Origin of the sequence: Pseudomonas sp. SB113, from assembly GCF_040754745.1 — a bacterium.
GTDB classification, from domain to species: Bacteria; Pseudomonadota; Gammaproteobacteria; order Pseudomonadales; family Pseudomonadaceae; genus Aquipseudomonas; species Aquipseudomonas grimontii.
In genome coordinates this window covers 27,618-44,444 of the sequence record NZ_JBFMHW010000024.1, presented here as the reverse complement: position 1 = coordinate 44,444, position 16,827 = coordinate 27,618, and the positions used below count along the sequence as shown (strand labels likewise).

Annotated in this window: 14 protein-coding genes; 4 read left to right on the top strand and 10 right to left on the bottom strand. The window is 61.6% G+C overall.

Translation table 11 applies throughout. The annotated features are described in order from the left end of the window. Positions 1-17: 17 nt before the first annotated feature. From hisC to mtnA, 5 genes are all read right to left on the bottom strand, one after another. The gene (gene hisC / locus AB1462_RS25310) at positions 18-1,130 is read right to left on the bottom strand and encodes a histidinol-phosphate transaminase (RefSeq protein ID WP_259193566.1); all 1,113 of its coding nucleotides are present in this window, start codon (positions 1,128-1,130) and stop codon (positions 18-20) included. A gap of 9 nt (positions 1,131-1,139) precedes the next feature. Further along, positions 1,140-2,234, bottom strand: a complete 1,095-nt coding sequence (pheA, locus tag AB1462_RS25305) for a prephenate dehydratase (RefSeq protein WP_053132458.1) — start codon at positions 2,232-2,234, stop codon at positions 1,140-1,142. After that, positions 2,234-3,319 (bottom strand): 3-phosphoserine/phosphohydroxythreonine transaminase, encoded by a 1,086-nt coding sequence (gene serC, locus AB1462_RS25300; protein ID WP_053132455.1) that lies wholly within the window; start codon positions 3,317-3,319, stop codon positions 2,234-2,236. Before serC ends, pheA begins: the two co-directional genes overlap by 1 nt. Positions 3,320-3,531: 212 nt before the next feature. Continuing rightward, the gene (gyrA, locus tag AB1462_RS25295; protein ID WP_090407433.1) at positions 3,532-6,186 is read right to left on the bottom strand and encodes a DNA gyrase subunit A; all 2,655 of its coding nucleotides are present in this window, start codon (positions 6,184-6,186) and stop codon (positions 3,532-3,534) included. Between the two features lie 424 nt (positions 6,187-6,610). Continuing rightward, positions 6,611-7,681, bottom strand: a complete 1,071-nt coding sequence (mtnA, locus tag AB1462_RS25290) for an S-methyl-5-thioribose-1-phosphate isomerase (protein WP_367248173.1) — start codon at positions 7,679-7,681, stop codon at positions 6,611-6,613. A 109-nt stretch (positions 7,682-7,790) separates the two neighbouring features. Between mtnA and AB1462_RS25285 the strand changes: the two genes are divergently transcribed. The 4 genes from AB1462_RS25285 (at position 7,791) to AB1462_RS25270 (ending at position 11,443) form a co-directional block, all read left to right on the top strand. Beyond that, on the top strand, positions 7,791-9,122 hold the full coding sequence (locus tag AB1462_RS25285) for a TRZ/ATZ family hydrolase (RefSeq protein WP_367248171.1): 1,332 nt from the start codon (positions 7,791-7,793) through the stop codon (positions 9,120-9,122). A gap of 64 nt (positions 9,123-9,186) precedes the next feature. Next, the gene (gene ubiG, locus AB1462_RS25280; protein WP_003172645.1) at positions 9,187-9,885 is read left to right on the top strand and encodes a bifunctional 2-polyprenyl-6-hydroxyphenol methylase/3-demethylubiquinol 3-O-methyltransferase UbiG; all 699 of its coding nucleotides are present in this window, start codon (positions 9,187-9,189) and stop codon (positions 9,883-9,885) included. A gap of 4 nt (positions 9,886-9,889) precedes the next feature. Beyond that, positions 9,890-10,561, top strand: coding sequence for an N-acetylmuramic acid 6-phosphate phosphatase MupP (gene mupP, locus AB1462_RS25275; RefSeq protein ID WP_259193570.1), 672 nt, complete (start codon positions 9,890-9,892; stop codon positions 10,559-10,561). 141 nt (positions 10,562-10,702) lie between these two features. Next, entirely contained in the window at positions 10,703-11,443 is a 741-nt protein-coding gene (locus AB1462_RS25270; RefSeq protein WP_090407446.1) for a YciK family oxidoreductase, read from the top strand. Positions 11,444-11,559: 116 nt separating this feature from the next. Here AB1462_RS25270 and AB1462_RS25265 read toward each other — a convergent pair whose 3' ends face one another. From AB1462_RS25265 to AB1462_RS25245, 5 genes are read right to left on the bottom strand one after another with little or no spacing between them, the layout of a single operon-like run. Further along, a complete protein-coding gene (locus AB1462_RS25265; protein WP_367248169.1) occupies positions 11,560-13,074 on the bottom strand; it encodes an ABC transporter substrate-binding protein in 1,515 nt (504 codons plus the stop codon). Continuing rightward, complete coding sequence (locus AB1462_RS25260) at positions 13,056-14,075, bottom strand: ABC transporter ATP-binding protein (protein ID WP_367248167.1); 1,020 nt, start codon at positions 14,073-14,075, stop codon at positions 13,056-13,058. Before AB1462_RS25260 ends, AB1462_RS25265 begins: the two co-directional genes overlap by 19 nt. Next, positions 14,072-15,028: an ABC transporter ATP-binding protein gene (locus AB1462_RS25255; protein ID WP_090407458.1), complete on the bottom strand. Its 957-nt coding sequence runs from the start codon at positions 15,026-15,028 to the stop codon at positions 14,072-14,074. The genes AB1462_RS25260 and AB1462_RS25255 overlap by 4 nt, the downstream gene beginning before the upstream one ends. Continuing rightward, positions 15,025-15,882: an ABC transporter permease gene (locus AB1462_RS25250; RefSeq protein ID WP_090407461.1), complete on the bottom strand. Its 858-nt coding sequence runs from the start codon at positions 15,880-15,882 to the stop codon at positions 15,025-15,027. Before AB1462_RS25250 ends, AB1462_RS25255 begins: the two co-directional genes overlap by 4 nt. After that, a complete protein-coding gene (locus tag AB1462_RS25245; RefSeq protein ID WP_090407464.1) occupies positions 15,879-16,826 on the bottom strand; it encodes an ABC transporter permease in 948 nt (315 codons plus the stop codon). The genes AB1462_RS25250 and AB1462_RS25245 overlap by 4 nt, the downstream gene beginning before the upstream one ends. Position 16,827: the final 1 nt, after the last annotated feature.

Sequence of the window (16,827 nt, the reverse complement as noted above, 5' to 3'; positions counted from 1 at the left end):
GTTGCAATGCAGTGACATCAACCACGAGCCAGGACCTTGGCCAACGCCTCCAGGAAGCGGCTGTTTTCAGCCGGTAACCCGATGGTGATCCGCAGGTGGTTCGGCATGCCGTAGTTGGCCACCGGCCGCACGATCACACCTTCGCGCAGCAGCCCCTGGAATACCGGGGCAGCCACTTGGCCAAGGTCGACACAGATGAAGTTGCCCTTGGAGGGAATCCAGCCCAGGCCCAGTTCACGGAAGCCATCCTGCAACTGCAGCATGCCGCTTGCGTTGATGCGACGACCTTCTTCCAGGTATTCGGCATCCTTCACCGCCGCACAGGCGGCTGCCAGGGCAAGGCTGTTAACGTTGAATGGTTGGCGCACACGGTTCAGCACATCGGCAACCACCGCCGTCGACAAGCCGTAGCCAACCCGCAACGACGCCAGCCCATAGGCCTTGGAGAAGGTTCGCGACACCAGCAGGTTTGGGTAGGTCGCCAGGAAATCCAGGCCGTCCGGCAGGTCGCTGCCTTCGGCGTACTCGATGTAGGCTTCGTCCAACACCACCAGCACATGCTCAGGCACGTCTTGCAGGAAGTCGTTGAGCGCTTGCGCATCGAACCAGGTGCCGGTCGGGTTGTTTGGGTTCGCGACAAACACGACGCGGGTCTGGGCGTCGATGGCGGCCAGCATGGCCGGCAGGTCATGGCCCCAGTCCTTGGCAGGAATCACGCGGGCGTCGGCACCGACTGCCTGGGTGACGATCGGGTAAACCGCAAACGCGTGCTCGCTGAACACGGCGTTCAGCCCCGGCGCCAGGTAGGCACGGCCGACCAGCTCGAGGATGTCGTTGGAGCCATTACCCAGGGTTACCTGGTTCAGCTCGACCCGGCATGTTTCTGCCAGCAGCGACTTGAGGGCGAAGCCATTGCCGTCCGGGTAACGGGTCAGCTCGGCCAACTCTTCGCGAATCGCCGCCAATACCTTGGGGCTTGGACCCAGTGGATTCTCGTTACTCGCCAGCTTGACGATTTTGGAAGGATCCAGGTTCAACTCACGCGCCAGCTCGTCCACAGGCTTGCCCGGAACGTAAGGCGACAGTTGTTGCACGCCCGGCTGAGCCAGGGCGAGGAAGTTGCCACTCATGTTAAAGCCTCACAAAACCGCTTTCGGGTAAGAGCCCAGCACCTTGAGCGCCACGGCTTCCTGACTGATCTTCTCCAGCACGCCCTTGACCAGCGGGTCGCGGTGGTGGCCGATGAAGTCGATAAAGAACACGTAAGTCCATTTACCGCTGCGCGAAGGACGCGTCTCGATACGCGTCAGGTCAATCCCGTTGTCGTGGAACGGCACCAGCAGCTCATGCAGCGCGCCGGGCTTGTTGCTCATGGAGACGATGATCGAGGTCTTGTCGTCGCCGGTCGGCGGCACTTCCTGGCTGCCGATCATCAGGAAGCGCGTGGAGTTGTCCGGGCGATCCTCGATTTTTTCGGCCAGGCGCGTCAGGCCATACAAGCCAGCCGCCATATCACCGGCGATCGCCGCCGAATTCCACTCACCCTTGACCCGCTTGGCCGCTTCGGCGTTGCTGGACACCGCCACGCGCTCGACATTCGGGTAATGGGCGTCCAGCCACTTGCGGCACTGGGCCAGGGACTGGGCGTGGGAATAGATGCGGCTGATGCTGTCGGTCTTGGTGCTCTCACCCACCAGCAAGTGATGGTGGATGCGCAGCTCGACTTCGCCGCAGATCACCATGTCGTGCTCGAGGAAGCTGTCCAGCGTGTGGTTGACCGCGCCTTCGGTGGAATTTTCCACCGGCACCACGCCAAAGTTCACCGCACCGGCCGCCACTTCACGAAACACTTCGTCGATGGCCGCCATTGGCTTGCTGATCACCGCGTGGCCGAAGTGCTTCATGGCCGCCGCTTGGGTGAAGGTGCCTTCCGGGCCTAGGTAAGCCACTTTCAGCGGCTGCTCGAGCGCCAGGCACGACGACATGATTTCACGGAACAACCGCGCCATCTCTTCGTTGCCCAGCGGGCCCTTGTTACGCTCCATGACGCGCTTGAGCACCTGGGCTTCACGCTCCGGTCGGTAGAACACCGGCACTTCGCCTTCAGCCAGGGACGCCATCTTCACCCGTGCCACTTCCTGGGCGCAGCGCGCACGCTCGCTGATCAGCTCCAGGACCTTTTCGTCCAGGCTGTCAATGCGTACCCGCAGGGCCTTGAGTTCTTGTTCAGACATTAGCCGTGTTCCTTTTCGAACTCTGCCATGTAGGCAACCAGCGCGTTGATCGCGTGGATGTCGACAGCGTTGTAGATGGAGGCGCGCATGCCACCTACCGAACGGTGGCCCTTGAGGTTCAGCAGGCCGCGTGCGTCGGCACCAGCCAGGAATGGCTTGTCCAGGCGGTCGTCAGCCAGGCGGAACGGCACGTTCATCCACGAGCGGTCAGTCAGGTTGATCGGGTTACTGTACAGGCCGCTGGCGTCGATGAAGTCGTACAGGGTGCGCTTCTTCTCTTCGTTGAGCTTACCCATGGCGGCGACACCGCCTTGCTCTTTCAACCACTCGAACACCAGGCCCGACAGGTACCAGGCGAAGGCCGGCGGGGTGTTGTACATCGAGCCATTGTCGGCTGCGACCTTGAAGTTGAGCATGGTCGGGCACAGCGAGCGGGCGCGACCCAGCAGGTCTTCACGGACGATGTTGACCAGGATGCCGCTCGGGCCGATGTTCTTCTGCGCGCCGGCGTAGATCATGCCGTAGCGCGACACGTCGATAGGCCGCGAGAGGATGTCCGAGGACATGTCGCACACCAGCGGGACGTCACCGACTTCCGGCACCCAGTCGAACTCCAGGCCACCAATGGTTTCGTTCGCGACGTAGTGCACGTAGGCCGCATCCTTCGACAGCTTCCATTCGTTCTGACCTGGAATGGCGAAATAGTCGTAGGGCTTAGCGGTGCCGGCCACGTTGACGTGACCGTAGCGCGAGGCCTCTTCAATAGCCTTCTGCCCCCAGATACCGGTGTCGATGTAGTCGGCAGTGCCGTCTTCCGGCAGCAGGTTCAGCGGGATCTGGGCGAACTGTTGGCTCGCGCCCCCCTGCAGGAACAGCACTTTGTAATTGGATGGGATGTCCAGCAAGTCGCGCAGATCCTGCTCGGCCTTGGTGGCAATGGACACGAACTCATCGCTGCGATGGCTCATTTCCATCACGGAGAGGCCTTTTCCATGCCAGTCGAGGAGTTCACCCTGCGCACGCTGCAGGACTGCTTCAGGAAGCGCCGCGGGACCGGCACAGAAGTTATAGGCTCTCTTGCTCACATCCAATCTCTCTGATCTGGTGGGACTGAAATCAAACACTGCAGGAGCGAGCTTGCTCGCGAAAAACCCGAGAGCGCAAGGGCGCATCAGGCACCTCGCGTTATCGTTGACGATTTTCGCGAGCAAGCTCGCTCCTACAGGGGGCGGCGTTGTTCTTTCAAAGGGGACAAACAACAAGGGGGCGAATCTTCATCCGCCCCCTGTGTGTCCGCTTATTCCTGCGGTTCTTCTTCGTCTGCGGCAGCATCGAGGGTTGGCTCGTCGACGTTGTCATCGCCCGTTGCGATCACCTCGCCTTCAAACTCCTCACCTTCCAACTCTTCGCCTTCCACTTCCGACGGTTCCTGGACACGCTCCAGGCCGACCAGTTTTTCGTCCTTGGCCAGCTTGATCAGGGTCACACCCTGGGTGTTACGGCCCAGGCTCGACACTTCAGCCACACGGGTACGTACGAGGGTGCCCTGGTCGGAAATCAGCATGATTTCCTCGCCGTCGAGCACCTGGACCGCGCCGACCAGACGGCCGTTGCGGTCGTTGCTGACCATGGCGATAACGCCCTGGCCGCCACGCTTGTACTCCGGGAACTCGCTGATGGCGGTGCGTTTGCCATAACCACGCTCGGAAGCGGTGAGGATCTGGCTGCCTTCTTCCGGGATCAGCATCGAAATCAGCTTCTGCCCTTCCGGCAGGCGCATGCCGCGCACACCGCGGGCGGTACGGCCCATGGCACGGACGTCGGATTCCTTGAAGCGTGTCACTTTGCCGCCGTCGGAGAACAGCATGACTTCACGCTCGCCATCGGTGATGGCCGCGCTGATCAGTACGTCGCCTTCGTCCAGCTCCAGGGCGATCAGACCCACGCTGCGCTGGCGGCTGAAGGATTCCAGCGGGGTCTTCTTCACGGTGCCTTTGGCGGTGGCCATGAAGATGAAGTGACCTTCGGTGTATTCCTCAACCGGCAGCATGGTGGTGATGTATTCATCACTGTCCAGCGGCAGCAGGTTGACCAACGGACGACCACGGGCAGCACGGGAGGCTTCCGGGATTTCGTAGGTCTTGAGCCAGTACACCTTGCCCTTGCTGGAGAACAGCAGCAGCGTGGTGTGGCTGTTGGCGACCAGCAGGTGAGCAATGTAGTCCTCATCCTTCACGCCGGTAGCCGATTTACCTTTACCACCACGACGCTGGGCCTGGTACGCAGCCAATGGCTGGGTCTTGGCATAACCACCGTGGGAGATGGTCACCACGCGCTCTTCTTCCGGGATCATGTCACCCAGGGTCAGGTCGAGGCGAGCATCGAGGATTTCGGTGCGGCGCACGTCGCCGTATTCGGCGCGGATCACTTCCAGCTCTTCGCGGATCACTTCCATCAGGCGCACGGCGCTGTTGAGGATGCGGATCAGCTCGCCGATCTGGTTGAGGATCTCCTGGTACTCGGCCAGCAGCTTCTCGTGCTCCAGGCCGGTCAGGCGGTGCAGGCGCAGTTCCAGGATAGCCTGGGCCTGTTCCGGCGACAGGAAGTACTTGCCGTCACGCAGGCCGTATTGCGGGTCCAGTGTCTCCGGGCGGCACGAGTCGGCACCGGCACGTTCAACCATCGCCACGACGGCGCTGGATTCCCACGGCATCTTGATCAGCGCTTCCTTGGCTTCCGACGGCGTCGGCGAAGCCTTGATCAGGGCGATGACCGGGTCGATGTTCGACAGTGCTACAGCCTGGCCTTCCAGGATGTGGCCGCGCTCGCGGGCCTTACGCAGTTCGAACACGGTACGGCGGGTAACGACTTCGCGACGGTGACGTACGAAGGCTTCCAGCAGATCCTTGAGGTTCAGGATGCGCGGACGGCCGTCGATCAGTGCAACCACGTTGATACCAAACACGCTTTGCAGTTGGGTCTGGGCGTAGAGGTTGTTGAGGATCACCTCAGGCACTTCGCCACGACGCAGCTCGATCACCACGCGCATACCGTCTTTGTCGGATTCGTCGCGCAGCTCGGTGATGCCTTCGAGCTTCTTCTCTTTAACCAGCTCGGCGATCTTCTCGATCAGACGCGCCTTGTTCAACTGGTACGGGAGTTCGGTGATGACGATCTGCTGACGGCCACCGACCTTGTCGATGTCTTCGATCATCGAGCGGGCGCGCATGTAAATGCGGCCGCGACCGGTGCGGTAGGCTTCGATGATGCCGGCACGACCGTTGATGATCGCGGCGGTCGGGAAGTCTGGACCGGGAATGTATTGCATCAACTCATCGACGGTCAGCTCAGGGTTGTCGATAAGCGCCAGGCAACCGTCGATGACTTCACCGAGATTGTGCGGCGGGATGTTGGTGGCCATGCCCACGGCGATACCGCTGGAACCGTTGACCAGCAGGTTGGGGATCCGGGTCGGCATGACCGCCGGGATCATTTCGGTGCCGTCGTAGTTCGGCACCCAGTCCACGGTTTCTTTATGCAGGTCTGCCAGCAGCTCGTGCGCCAGCTTGGTCATGCGCACTTCGGTGTATCGCATGGCTGCGGCGTTGTCGCCGTCGACCGAACCGAAGTTGCCCTGGCCGTCTACCAGCAGGTAGCGCAGGGAAAACGGCTGGGCCATCCGAACGATGGTGTCGTACACCGCAGTGTCGCCGTGAGGGTGATACTTACCGATCACGTCACCGACAACACGGGCAGATTTCTTGTACGGCTTGTTCCAGTCGTTACCCAGCTCGCTCATTGCGAACAGCACACGCCGGTGCACGGGCTTCAAGCCATCGCGCGCATCAGGCAGTGCCCGACCGACAATTACGCTCATCGCGTAGTCGAGGTAGGACTGTTTCAGCTCGTCTTCGATATTGACCGGGAGGATTTCTTTGGCCAGTTCGCCCATGAGAAGCCTGATTCCTTTTTCGGGTGAAACCTCGTCGCATCCATATGGGACGAACGAAGCTCGCCGTTGCCGGCACACTGCCTGACAACGACTTACGACAAATCAACGAGTTATGACACGGATCTGCACGTTATGGGCAACCCCTGGGGGCGGCCCTGGAAACCGCCGGATGTTATCACAATCGCCGCCACGCACCTATCCCCCTGATGCGCATGGAGACTAGTAATTTGACGGATGACAGGCTTGAGGGCGACGAGAGGGGCTCAGAGATGGGGTGGTGCTTTTTTTTGAGGGCGGATCCGTGGGTTTTATTGACTTTCAGGGCCAATCGGGGGCAAGCCCCCTCCCACATTTCGACTGTGTTCACCCTTCAAGTGTGGGAACGGGCTTGCCCCCGACAGCCGTTTCACCCACATCACAGCCCTCAATGCAGCCGCTTACGGCACATTAACCTGGCCAATTTCGCCGTATCCGGCCGCTCAACCACGCCCTTCTCGGTCACAATCACATCAATCAAGTCGGCCGGAGTCACATCAAATACCGGATTAAACGCATTAACCTCCAAGTGCTGCCCCATAACCTCCAGCAGCTCGCCGGGATCGCGCTCTTCCAACGCAACGTCCTCCCCCGTGGCCATCATCAGATCCAGGGTCGAACTCGGCGCCACCACCATGAAACGCACGCCGTGGTGCATGGCGCACACCGCCAATTGATAGGTGCCGATCTTGCCGATCACATCGCCGTTAGCGGCAATGCAATCGGCGCCGACGATCACCCAGGTGATGCCCTTGGTCTTGAGGATATGCGCGCCGGCCGAGTCGGCATTCACTGTGACCGGGATACCCTCGCCCGCCAGCTCCCAGGCGGTCAGCCGCGAGCCTTGCAGCGATGGACGGGTTTCATTGACATAGACGTGCTCGATCAACCCCTCCAGGAAGGCGGCGCGAATCACCCCGAGGGCCGTGCCGACACCGCCTGTCGCCAAGGCGCCGGCGTTGCCATGGGTCAAAATCGCCTGAGCGTTGCCCTGATGCTTGCGAATTCGTTCAACGCCCAACTGGGCCATGACGAAGTTGGCTTCCCGGTCGCTTTCATGGATAGCGATAGCTTCGGCTTCCAGCACCGCCAACGGATCGGCGTGCTTCCTGACGCGGTCCAGGCGATCGCGCATGCGCTTGAGCGCCCAGAACAGGTTCGAAGCGGTCGGACGGGTATCGGCCAGTAGCGCGTAGTCGTCTTCCCATGCGGCCTGCCAGTCACCGCCCTCGGCGATGCGCTCGCGAGCGGCGAGCACCAGGCCATAGGCCGCGCTGATGCCGATGGCCGGTGCACCACGCACCACCATGGCGCGAATGGCCGCAGCCACTTCATCGACCGTGGAGCAAGCCACCCAGCGCTCCTGGGATGGCAAGGCACGTTGATCGAGCAGGTGCAGCGTGCCATCACGCCAATCGATGGCCTTCACTTTCTCCGCTGCCAACAGTCGATCGCGCATCCCTCACCCCGTACTCATCAACAAAAGCCGCCGATTATAGCGATCCGCCAGCCAGGACGCTCGGGTATACTTCGCGCTTCTTTTATAGCTGCCCGGGAAGAAGCCTGCGATGACCTCCACTGCCGCCCCGCTCGACTTATTGCTACTGCCAACCTGGCTGGTACCTGTCGAACCCGCCGGCGTGGTGCTCAAGCAACACGGCGTGGGCATTCGCGATGGGCGGATTGCCTTTATCGGGCCACGGGCTGCGGCGTTGAAGCTTTCGGCCAGTGAAGTGCGCGAACTGCCGGGCATGCTGCTCAGCCCCGGCCTGATCAACGCCCACGGCCATGCGGCGATGAGCCTGTTTCGCGGCTTGGCCGATGACCTGCCCTTGATGACCTGGCTGGAAAAACACATCTGGCCCGCCGAAGCCAAGTGGGTCGACGAGGCCTTCGTGCGTGACGGCACCGACCTGGCCATTGCCGAGCAGCTCAAGGGCGGCATTACCTGCTTCTCGGACATGTACTTCTACCCCAAGGTCGCCAGCGATTGCGTGCACAACAGCGGCATGCGTGCACAGATCGCGATTCCGATCCTCGACTTCCCGATTCCCGGCGCTGGCACCGCCGATGAGGCTATCCGCCAGGGCATCGAGCTGTTCGGCGACCTCAAGCACCACCCGCGCATCAAGATCACCTTCGGCCCCCACGCGCCCTACACCGTGTGCGATGCCAACCTGGAAAAAATCCGGGTAATCGCCGAAGAGCTGGACGCCGCGATCCATATGCATGTGCATGAAACCGCTTTCGAGGTACAACAGGCAGTCGAACAAACCGGTGAACGGCCATTGGCGCGCCTGGGACGCCTCGGCCTGCTGGGCCCGCGCTTCCAGGCCGTTCATATGACCCAAATCAGCGAGGACGACCTGGCTTTGCTGGTAGAAAGCAACACCAGCGTCATCCATTGCCCGGAATCGAACCTGAAACTGGCCAGTGGCTTCTGCCCGGTGGAGCGTCTGTGGCAGGCGGGCGTCAATGTGGCCATCGGCACCGACGGCGCCGCCAGCAACAACGACCTGGACCTGCTGGGTGAAACCCGTACCGCCGCGATGCTGGCCAAGGCCGTCGCCGGCTCGGCCACCGCCCTGGATGCCCACCGTGCGCTGCGCATGGCTACGCTCAACGGTGCGCGTGCCATGGGCCTGGAAAGCGAAATCGGTTCCCTGGAAGTGGGCAAGGCGGCGGATATGGTCGCTTTCGATCTGACGGGGCTGGCGCAACAACCGATCTACGATCCGGTCTCACAGCTTATATATGCCACCGGACGCGATTGCGTGAAACACCTTTGGGTCGCCGGCAAGCAGTTGCTCGACGACCGGCAACTCACCCGCATGAATGAACAACAGTTGACCGCCACGGCCATTGCCTGGGGAAAACGCATCAGCGGGCACACCGAATAACGCTGGCTCTGAACCCGCGTGTTCAGGACCGACAAACCGATTTATCAGATTTAGAGGATTCACCATGAGCAACGTCGACCACGCCGAAATCGCCAAGTTTGAAGCCCTGGCCCACCGCTGGTGGGACCGCGAAAGCGAGTTCAAACCCCTGCACGACATCAACCCGCTGCGGGTCAACTGGATTGACGAACGCGTCAACCTGGCCGGCAAGAAGGTGCTGGACGTCGGTTGCGGCGGCGGCATCCTCAGCGAAGCCATGGCCCAGCGCGGCGCGACCGTGATGGGCATCGACATGGGCGAAGCGCCGTTGGCCGTGGCCCAACTGCACCAGCTGGAATCCGGCGTCAGCGTGGAATACCGCCAGATCACCGCCGAAGCCCTGGCTGAAGAAATGCCCGAGCAGTTCGACGTGGTCACCTGCCTGGAAATGCTGGAGCACGTGCCAGACCCGTCCTCGGTGATCCGCGCCTGCTTCCGCATGGTCAAGCCGGGCGGCCAGGTGTTCTTCTCCACCATCAACCGCAACCCCAAGGCGTACCTGTTCGCGATCATCGGCGCCGAATACATCATGAAGCTGCTGCCGCGCGGCACCCACGACTTCAAGAAATTCATCCGCCCGTCCGAACTGGGCGCGTGGAGCCGCCAGGCCGGGCTGACCGTCAAGGACATCATAGGCCTGACCTACAACCCGCTGACCAAGCACTACAAACTGGCCAGCGACGTTGACGTCAACTACATGATCCAGACCCTGCGCGAGGAGTAAGCCTGTGAAGTTGCGAGCGGTTCTCTTCGACATGGACGGTACCCTGCTGGACACCGCGCCGGACTTTATCGCCATCTGCCAGGCCATGCGCGCGGACCGTGGCCTGCCACCGATGAACCCCGAGCACATCCGCGACGAAATCTCCGGTGGTGCGCGGGCGATGGTCGCCGTGACCTTCTCGATGGACCCTGAAACGCCTGGTTTTGAAGAACTGCGCCTGGAATTCCTCGAGCGTTACCTGAAAGGCTGCGCCGTCCACAGCAAATTGTTCGACGGCATGGCCGAGCTTCTGGAAGACATCGAGAAGGCCAAGCTGATCTGGGGCGTCGTCACCAACAAGCCACTGCGCTTCGCCGAGCCGATCATGCAGCAGTTGGGCCTGGCCGAGCGTTCAGCCCTGCTGATCTGCCCGGACCACGTGAAAAACAGCAAGCCGGATCCGGAGCCCATGATCCTGGCGTGCAAGATGCTCGACCTGGACCCGGCCAGCGTGCTGTTCGTGGGCGACGACCTGCGCGACATTGAGTCTGGCCGCGATGCCGGAACGCGCACGGCGGCGGTCACCTACGGCTATATCCACCCGGACGACAACCCACGCCACTGGGGCGCGGATGTGGTGGTGGATCATCCGCTGGAACTGCGCAAGGTGTTGGATAACGCACTGTGCAGTTGCTGATCGCTCACTCGCTCTACTGACTAAGGAAGATCCAATGTGGGAGGGAGCAAGTCGAATCGTCGCACCGCCCCTCCCACATTTGGATCTTCACTGCGCTCAAGATGGGTGTTTGTAACCCGCTGAATTCTGTCGAGGCTTTTTATGTTTGATTACTCTGCACGTCCAGAACTGCTCAAAGGCCGGGTCATCCTGGTGACGGGCGCCGGTCGCGGGATTGGCGCGGCGGCGGCGAAAACCTACGCAGCCCATGGCGCGACCGTGCTGTTGTTGGGCAAGACCGAAGCCAACCTGGCCCAGGTGTATGACGAGATCGAAGCGGCCGGCCATGCGCAGCCGGTGGTGATCCCCTTCAACCTGGAGACCGCCCTGCCCCATCAATACGATGAGCTGGCAGCGATGATCGAAAAAGAATTCGGCCACCTCGACGGCCTCCTGCACAACGCCTCGATCATTGGCCCACGTACTCCGATCGAGCAGCTGTCCGGTGAGAACTTCATGCGGGTGATGCACATCAACGTCAATGCGATGTTCATGCTCACCAGCACATTGTTGCCGCTGCTCAAGCTGTCCCAGGATGCGTCGGTGGTGTTCACCTCCAGCAGCGTCGGGCGTAAGGGCCGGGCGTATTGGGGTGCTTATGGTGTGTCGAAATTTGCCACTGAAGGCTTGATGCAAACCCTTGCGGATGAGCTCGACACGGTCGCACCGGTACGCGCCAACAGCATCAACCCCGGCGCCACGCGTACCAGCATGCGGGCCCAGGCGTATCCCGGGGAAAACCCGAGCGACAACCCGACGCCGGAAGAAATCATGCCGGTGTACCTGTACCTGATGGGGCCGGACAGTACCGGCATCAATGGGCAGGCGTTTGACGCGCAGTAAGGCACACCGTTGAACCCAATGTGGGAGGGGGCTTGCCCCCGATGGCAGACTGTCAGTCACTGTATCTTTGGCTGACCCACCGCTATCGGGGGCAAGCCCCCTCCCACACTTGGAACTTAGTTCTTCACCACTTCCTCAAGCGTGAAGCGCCCCAGCGGGTTTTGCAGGAAGTTGCTCACATTCTTGCGTGAGATGTTGATGTATGGGCTGTAGTACAGGTCGATCCAGTTCACATCCTGTTTCGCCAGTTTCTGCAGTTCAACATACATCTGCTCACGCTTGACCGGGTCGGCCTCGATGCGCGCCGCCGCCACCAGCTCCTTGACCTTGTCGTTCTTGTAGCGGGTCATGTAGTTCTGGTTGGTGTCGTGGCCGAGCACGAAAGTGGTCTTCTGGTCCGGGTCGAGGATGTCGTTGGTCCAGTACATCACCGAAATATCGTACTCACCGTCCACCAGCATCTGCCAGCTTTGGGTCGGGTCGACTTTCTGCAGGTTGGCGGTCACACCGACCTTGGCCAACTGGTCCTTGATGATCACCGCGATCTGCTCGTCGGCTTCGTTGCCGGCGTTGACCACATAGTTGAGCTTCAAGTCCTTCGCGCCAGCCTTTTCCAACAGCTTCTTGGCGGCGGTCGGATCATACGGGCGTTGCAGGTTGTTGGCGTAGTGGAACAACGAGCCTTTAGGGATGTAGGAATAGGCCACCGTGCCTTGCCCGTAGGTGGCGGTTTTCACCAGCGACTGTTTGTCGATCGCCATGTCCAGCGCCTCGCGCACTTCCTGCTTGGCGAGCAGACCGTGGGCGTGGTTGATCAGCAGGTGATCTTCACGGGTGGAGGGGTCGGAGTGGATCACCACGTTCTTGTCTTTCTTCAGTTCTTCAACCCGGGAAAAGGGGACGAAGATCGCCGTGTCCAACTCGTTGTTCTGGACCATGCGCATCCGCGTGTTGTCGTCGGTCACCGAGACCCACTCCACGCCATCCAGGCTGACCTTCTTGGCCTGCCAGAAGTTCGGGTTCTTCTTCAGGATGACCCGGTCGCCCTTGCGCCATTCGTCCACGGTAAACGCGCCGGAAGTCACCGGATTTTCCGAGTAGGCGTCCTCACCCATTTTGGTCATGGCTTTTTCCGACAGGATCGAGACCGTCGGCGAGGCCAGTTGCGAGAGGAAAGCCACCGCCGGAGTCTTCAGCGTGACGACCAGGGTCTGCGGGTCTGATGCCTTGGCTGTGTTGATCAGGTTGAAGGGGTCAGCCCACAACGAAGCCTTGTTGTCACGGATACGCAGCAGGCTGAACGCGGCATCCTCGGCGGTGATCGCCGAACCATCGGAGAACTTCGCATCGCGCAGCTTGAAGGTGTAGGTCAGGCCATCCTTCGAGACGTCCCAGCTTTCTGCCAGGCCCGGCTCCATCTTGGTACCCAGGTTATCCACGCGCACCAGGGTGTCGTAGACGTTGGCGAATACCCAGGTATCGCGGTTTTGCGCGCTTTTGATCGGGTCGAACGTGGTGCTGTCTTCACGGCAGCCGATGGTGAGGACGCCGGCGGCCTGGGCAAGACCGGCGGTCAGCGACCAGGCTGTCAGCGTAGCAGCGGCGAGTAACTTCAAGTGGCGCGATTGCATGTCATAACTCCTTGTTCATGATGGGCAGGAAGGGTCAACGGTTCTTCAAGCACGCAACTGTACCGATGCTCGTGCAGGGAATGGGTAGGCGGCAACACCACGGAACACATCGTCCGGGCGTACCGGCAACGTGGGTGGAAGGCACAGCCAGTAGGCAAATTCAGGGGGCTGGGCGGCTCGCCAGGCAACGGTTCCGTAGGCAAAGGCCGATGCGGATCGATCTCCGGAATCGCCTCGATCAACGCCGCCGTATACGGATGGCGCGGCGACGTGAAGACCGCTTCCACCGGCCCTTCCTCGACGATCTTGCCCAGGTACATCACCGCCACGCGATCGCACAGGCGTCGTACGATGGCCAGGTCGTGGGCGATAAACAGGATCGCCAGGTTCATGCGCTGTTGCAGTTCCAACAACAGGTTGATGATCTGGCCCTGGATCGACACATCCAGCGCCGCCACGCATTCATCGGCGATGATCAAGCGCGGCTCCAACGCCAGCGCCCTGGCGATCCCCACACGCTGGCACTGGCCGCCACTGAGGGAGCCGGGTTTACGACTGGCCAGTTCAGGGCGCAGGCCGACCAGCTCAAGCAGCTCGTTGACGCGAGTCGGGATACGCTCTGCCGGGACTTTGCGCTGCACCCGCAGCACCTCGGCGATGGTTTCGCCGATGGTGTGGCGCGGGTTCAACGCGGCGTAGGAATCCTGGAAGATCATCGCCGTTTCATGGCGCAGGCGCGCGATGTCGACCGCGCTGCCATGGGCCATGTCGATGCCATCGAACAACACCTGCCCGGCACTGATCGGGTTGAGGTGCAGGATCGCTCTCCCCAAGGTGCTTTTGCCGCTGCCGGACTCCCCCACCAATCCCAGGGTTTCACCGGCTGCCAGGTTCAGCGACACGCCGTTCACCGCCCTCACCCACTGCTTGTTCAGGCCGAACACACCCGTGCCGGACGCGGCGAACCGCACCTCCAGGTCCTTGATCTGCAACAGGCTCATGGGCGCGCTCCCAACGGGTAGTGACACGCCACGCGCGCGCCTTCGGGCAACAGTTCGGTGCACAACGCGCCGACCTGCGGGCAACGCGGGTTGAAGCGGCAGCCATCCGGCAGCGCATCCAGCAAGGGCGGCTGGCCGGGGATGGTGCGCAGCAACGCATGGCCACTGCTGTGGGCCGGCTGGCAATCGATCAGGCCTGCGGTGTAGGGGTGTTGCGGATGGGCGAGCAGGTCGTATTTGCTGCCGTGTTCGCACAGGCGCCCGGCGTACATAACGGCGATGGAATCACAGGTTTGCGCGACCACGCCGAGGTCGTGGGTGATCATGATGATCGACAGGCCGCGCTGGTCACGCAGGTCCAGCAGCAGGCGCAGGATTTGCGCCTGCACGGTTACATCAAGGGCCGTGGTCGGTTCGTCGGCAATCAGTACTTTGGGGTTGCAGCCCAGGGCCACGGCGATCATCGCGCGTTGGCGCATGCCACCGGAAAACTCATGGGGATAGTTGTCGACCCGTACCTGGGGATCGGGAATGCCCACCTGGCGCAACACCTCGATGGCTTGTCGGCGCGCGTCTTTTTTCGACGTGCCCTGATGCAGGCGGATGCCTTCGGCGATCTGATCACCGATGCGCATCAGCGGGTCAAGGTGACTGCTGGGGTTCTGGAAGATCATGCCCAACTGCCCGCCACGCACCGCCCGCATGCCGGCGTCATCCAGTTGCAGCAGGTCCTGGCCGGCCAGGCGTACCGCACCGCCCTGCACGCGCAGGTTGGGCGACGGCAACAGGCGCATCAAGCCACGGCAGGCCATGGTCTTGCCCGAGCCGCTTTCGCCCACCAGGCCGAGGATTTCGCCTTCGGCCAGGTCAAAGGACACGCGGTCGACCAAGGTCACATCGCGCCCGGCGTTGTTGGCGATCACGCTGAGGTCTTGCACCTGCAACAGGCTCATGAGCGGTCCCCCAACACTTGCGCCACACCATCGGCCAGCAGGCTGAAGCCCATGGCCAGGCTCACGATGGCCAACCCCGGAAACGTGCAGATCCACCAGGCCGTGGTGATAAACGCCTGCCCCTCGGCAATCATCGTGCCCCACTCCGCCGTCGGCGGTTGCACGCCCAGGCCCAGGTAGCTCACGGCCGCACCGTTGAGCAGCACCAGCACCGCGTCAGACATGGAAAACACTATCGAGCCAAACATCGCATTCGGCAGCAAATGCCGGAACAGGATGCGCCCATGGCCAAAACCCAGGCTTTTGGCCGCCAGGGCAAAGTCGCTTTCCTTAAGCACCAGGATCTGTGAGCGGATCAGCCGCGCATACGACACCCAGCCGACCAGCGCCATGGCGATATAAAAACTCTTCAGGCCCGGGCCAAGGATGGCCATGATCGCCAGCATCAACACCAGGAACGGGAACGCCAGGATCACGTCGATCACGCGCATGCAGAAACTGTCGAAGCGCCCGCCGATATAGCCAGAAACGGCGCCGATAAACGTGCCGATCATGAACGGGAATATTACCCCAATGATGGCAAGCTGCAGGTCGACGCGCGCGCCCCAAATCACCCTCGAAAGGATGTCTCGACCGTAGTTATCCGTACCGAACGGATGGGCCAGACTCGGCCCCACCAAGCTGATGTCGGTGTTCTGCGCAATCGGGTCATAGGGCGCGATCCACGGTGCACACAGCGCCAGGACCAACCACAAAAGCAGTATCAAAAGCCCCCACGCGGCCGTCAGTCGGCCATTGCGAAAGCCAAAACGCAGACGCAGGCGCCATGGTGCGATCAGTGGACGGCTGCTCATTGCATTTTCACCCGAGGATCGAGGGCCACCGTGACCACGTCCGCGACAAAATTGACCACCACCGTCGCGCACGCCAGCACCATCGCCACGCCCTGCACCACCATGTAATCGCGGGTAAAAATGCCGCGCACCAGCAACTGGCCAATGCCGGGAATGGCGAACAGGCTTTCGATCACGACGGTGCCGCTGATCAGCCAGCCAATATTCACCGCCAGCAGGTTGACCGCCGGCACCAGGGAATTGGGCAACACATGACGACGGAACACCGCTGCTTCCGACAGCCCACGCGCCCGAGCGGCGGTGACGTGGTCGGCCTGCAGCTCCATCAACATGCTCGCCCGCAGGTTGCGGACCAGCACCGCCGACAGCGCCAGGGCGATGGTCAGGCACGGCAGGACCATATGGTGCGCCTTGTCCAGCCAGGTACGGCCGTAGCCGGACACCGGGAACAGCCCCCATTGCACGCTGAACAGCAGGATCAGCATCAGGCCCAGCCAGAACGCCGGCATGCCCAGGCCCACGGTGGTGAACACGCGGATCAGGTTATCCGCCCACCCGCCTTTATTGCGCGCGGCCAGCGTCGCCAGCGGCAGCGCAATCAGCAGCGCCAGCACCACGCTGCCGAGCACCAGCACCAGGGTGGGTTCGATACGGGTGACGATCAATTTCAAGGCGTCGACTTTGTACAACAATGATTGGCCGAGGTCGCCCTTGAGCAGGTTCTTCAGGAAGTAGAAATACTGCTGCCACAAAGGCTGGTCGAGGCCGTACTGGGCGCGGATTTTCAGCAAAGCGTCTGGGGTGCTGCGCGAGCCCAGCAAGGCGCGTGCCGGGTCGCCCGGGATCGAGCGCACCAGCACAAACGTGATCAGGCTGATGCCAAACAGTACCGGCAGCAATTGCAGCGGCCGGGACAGTACAAAACGGTAGCGCGCCAGGTTCATC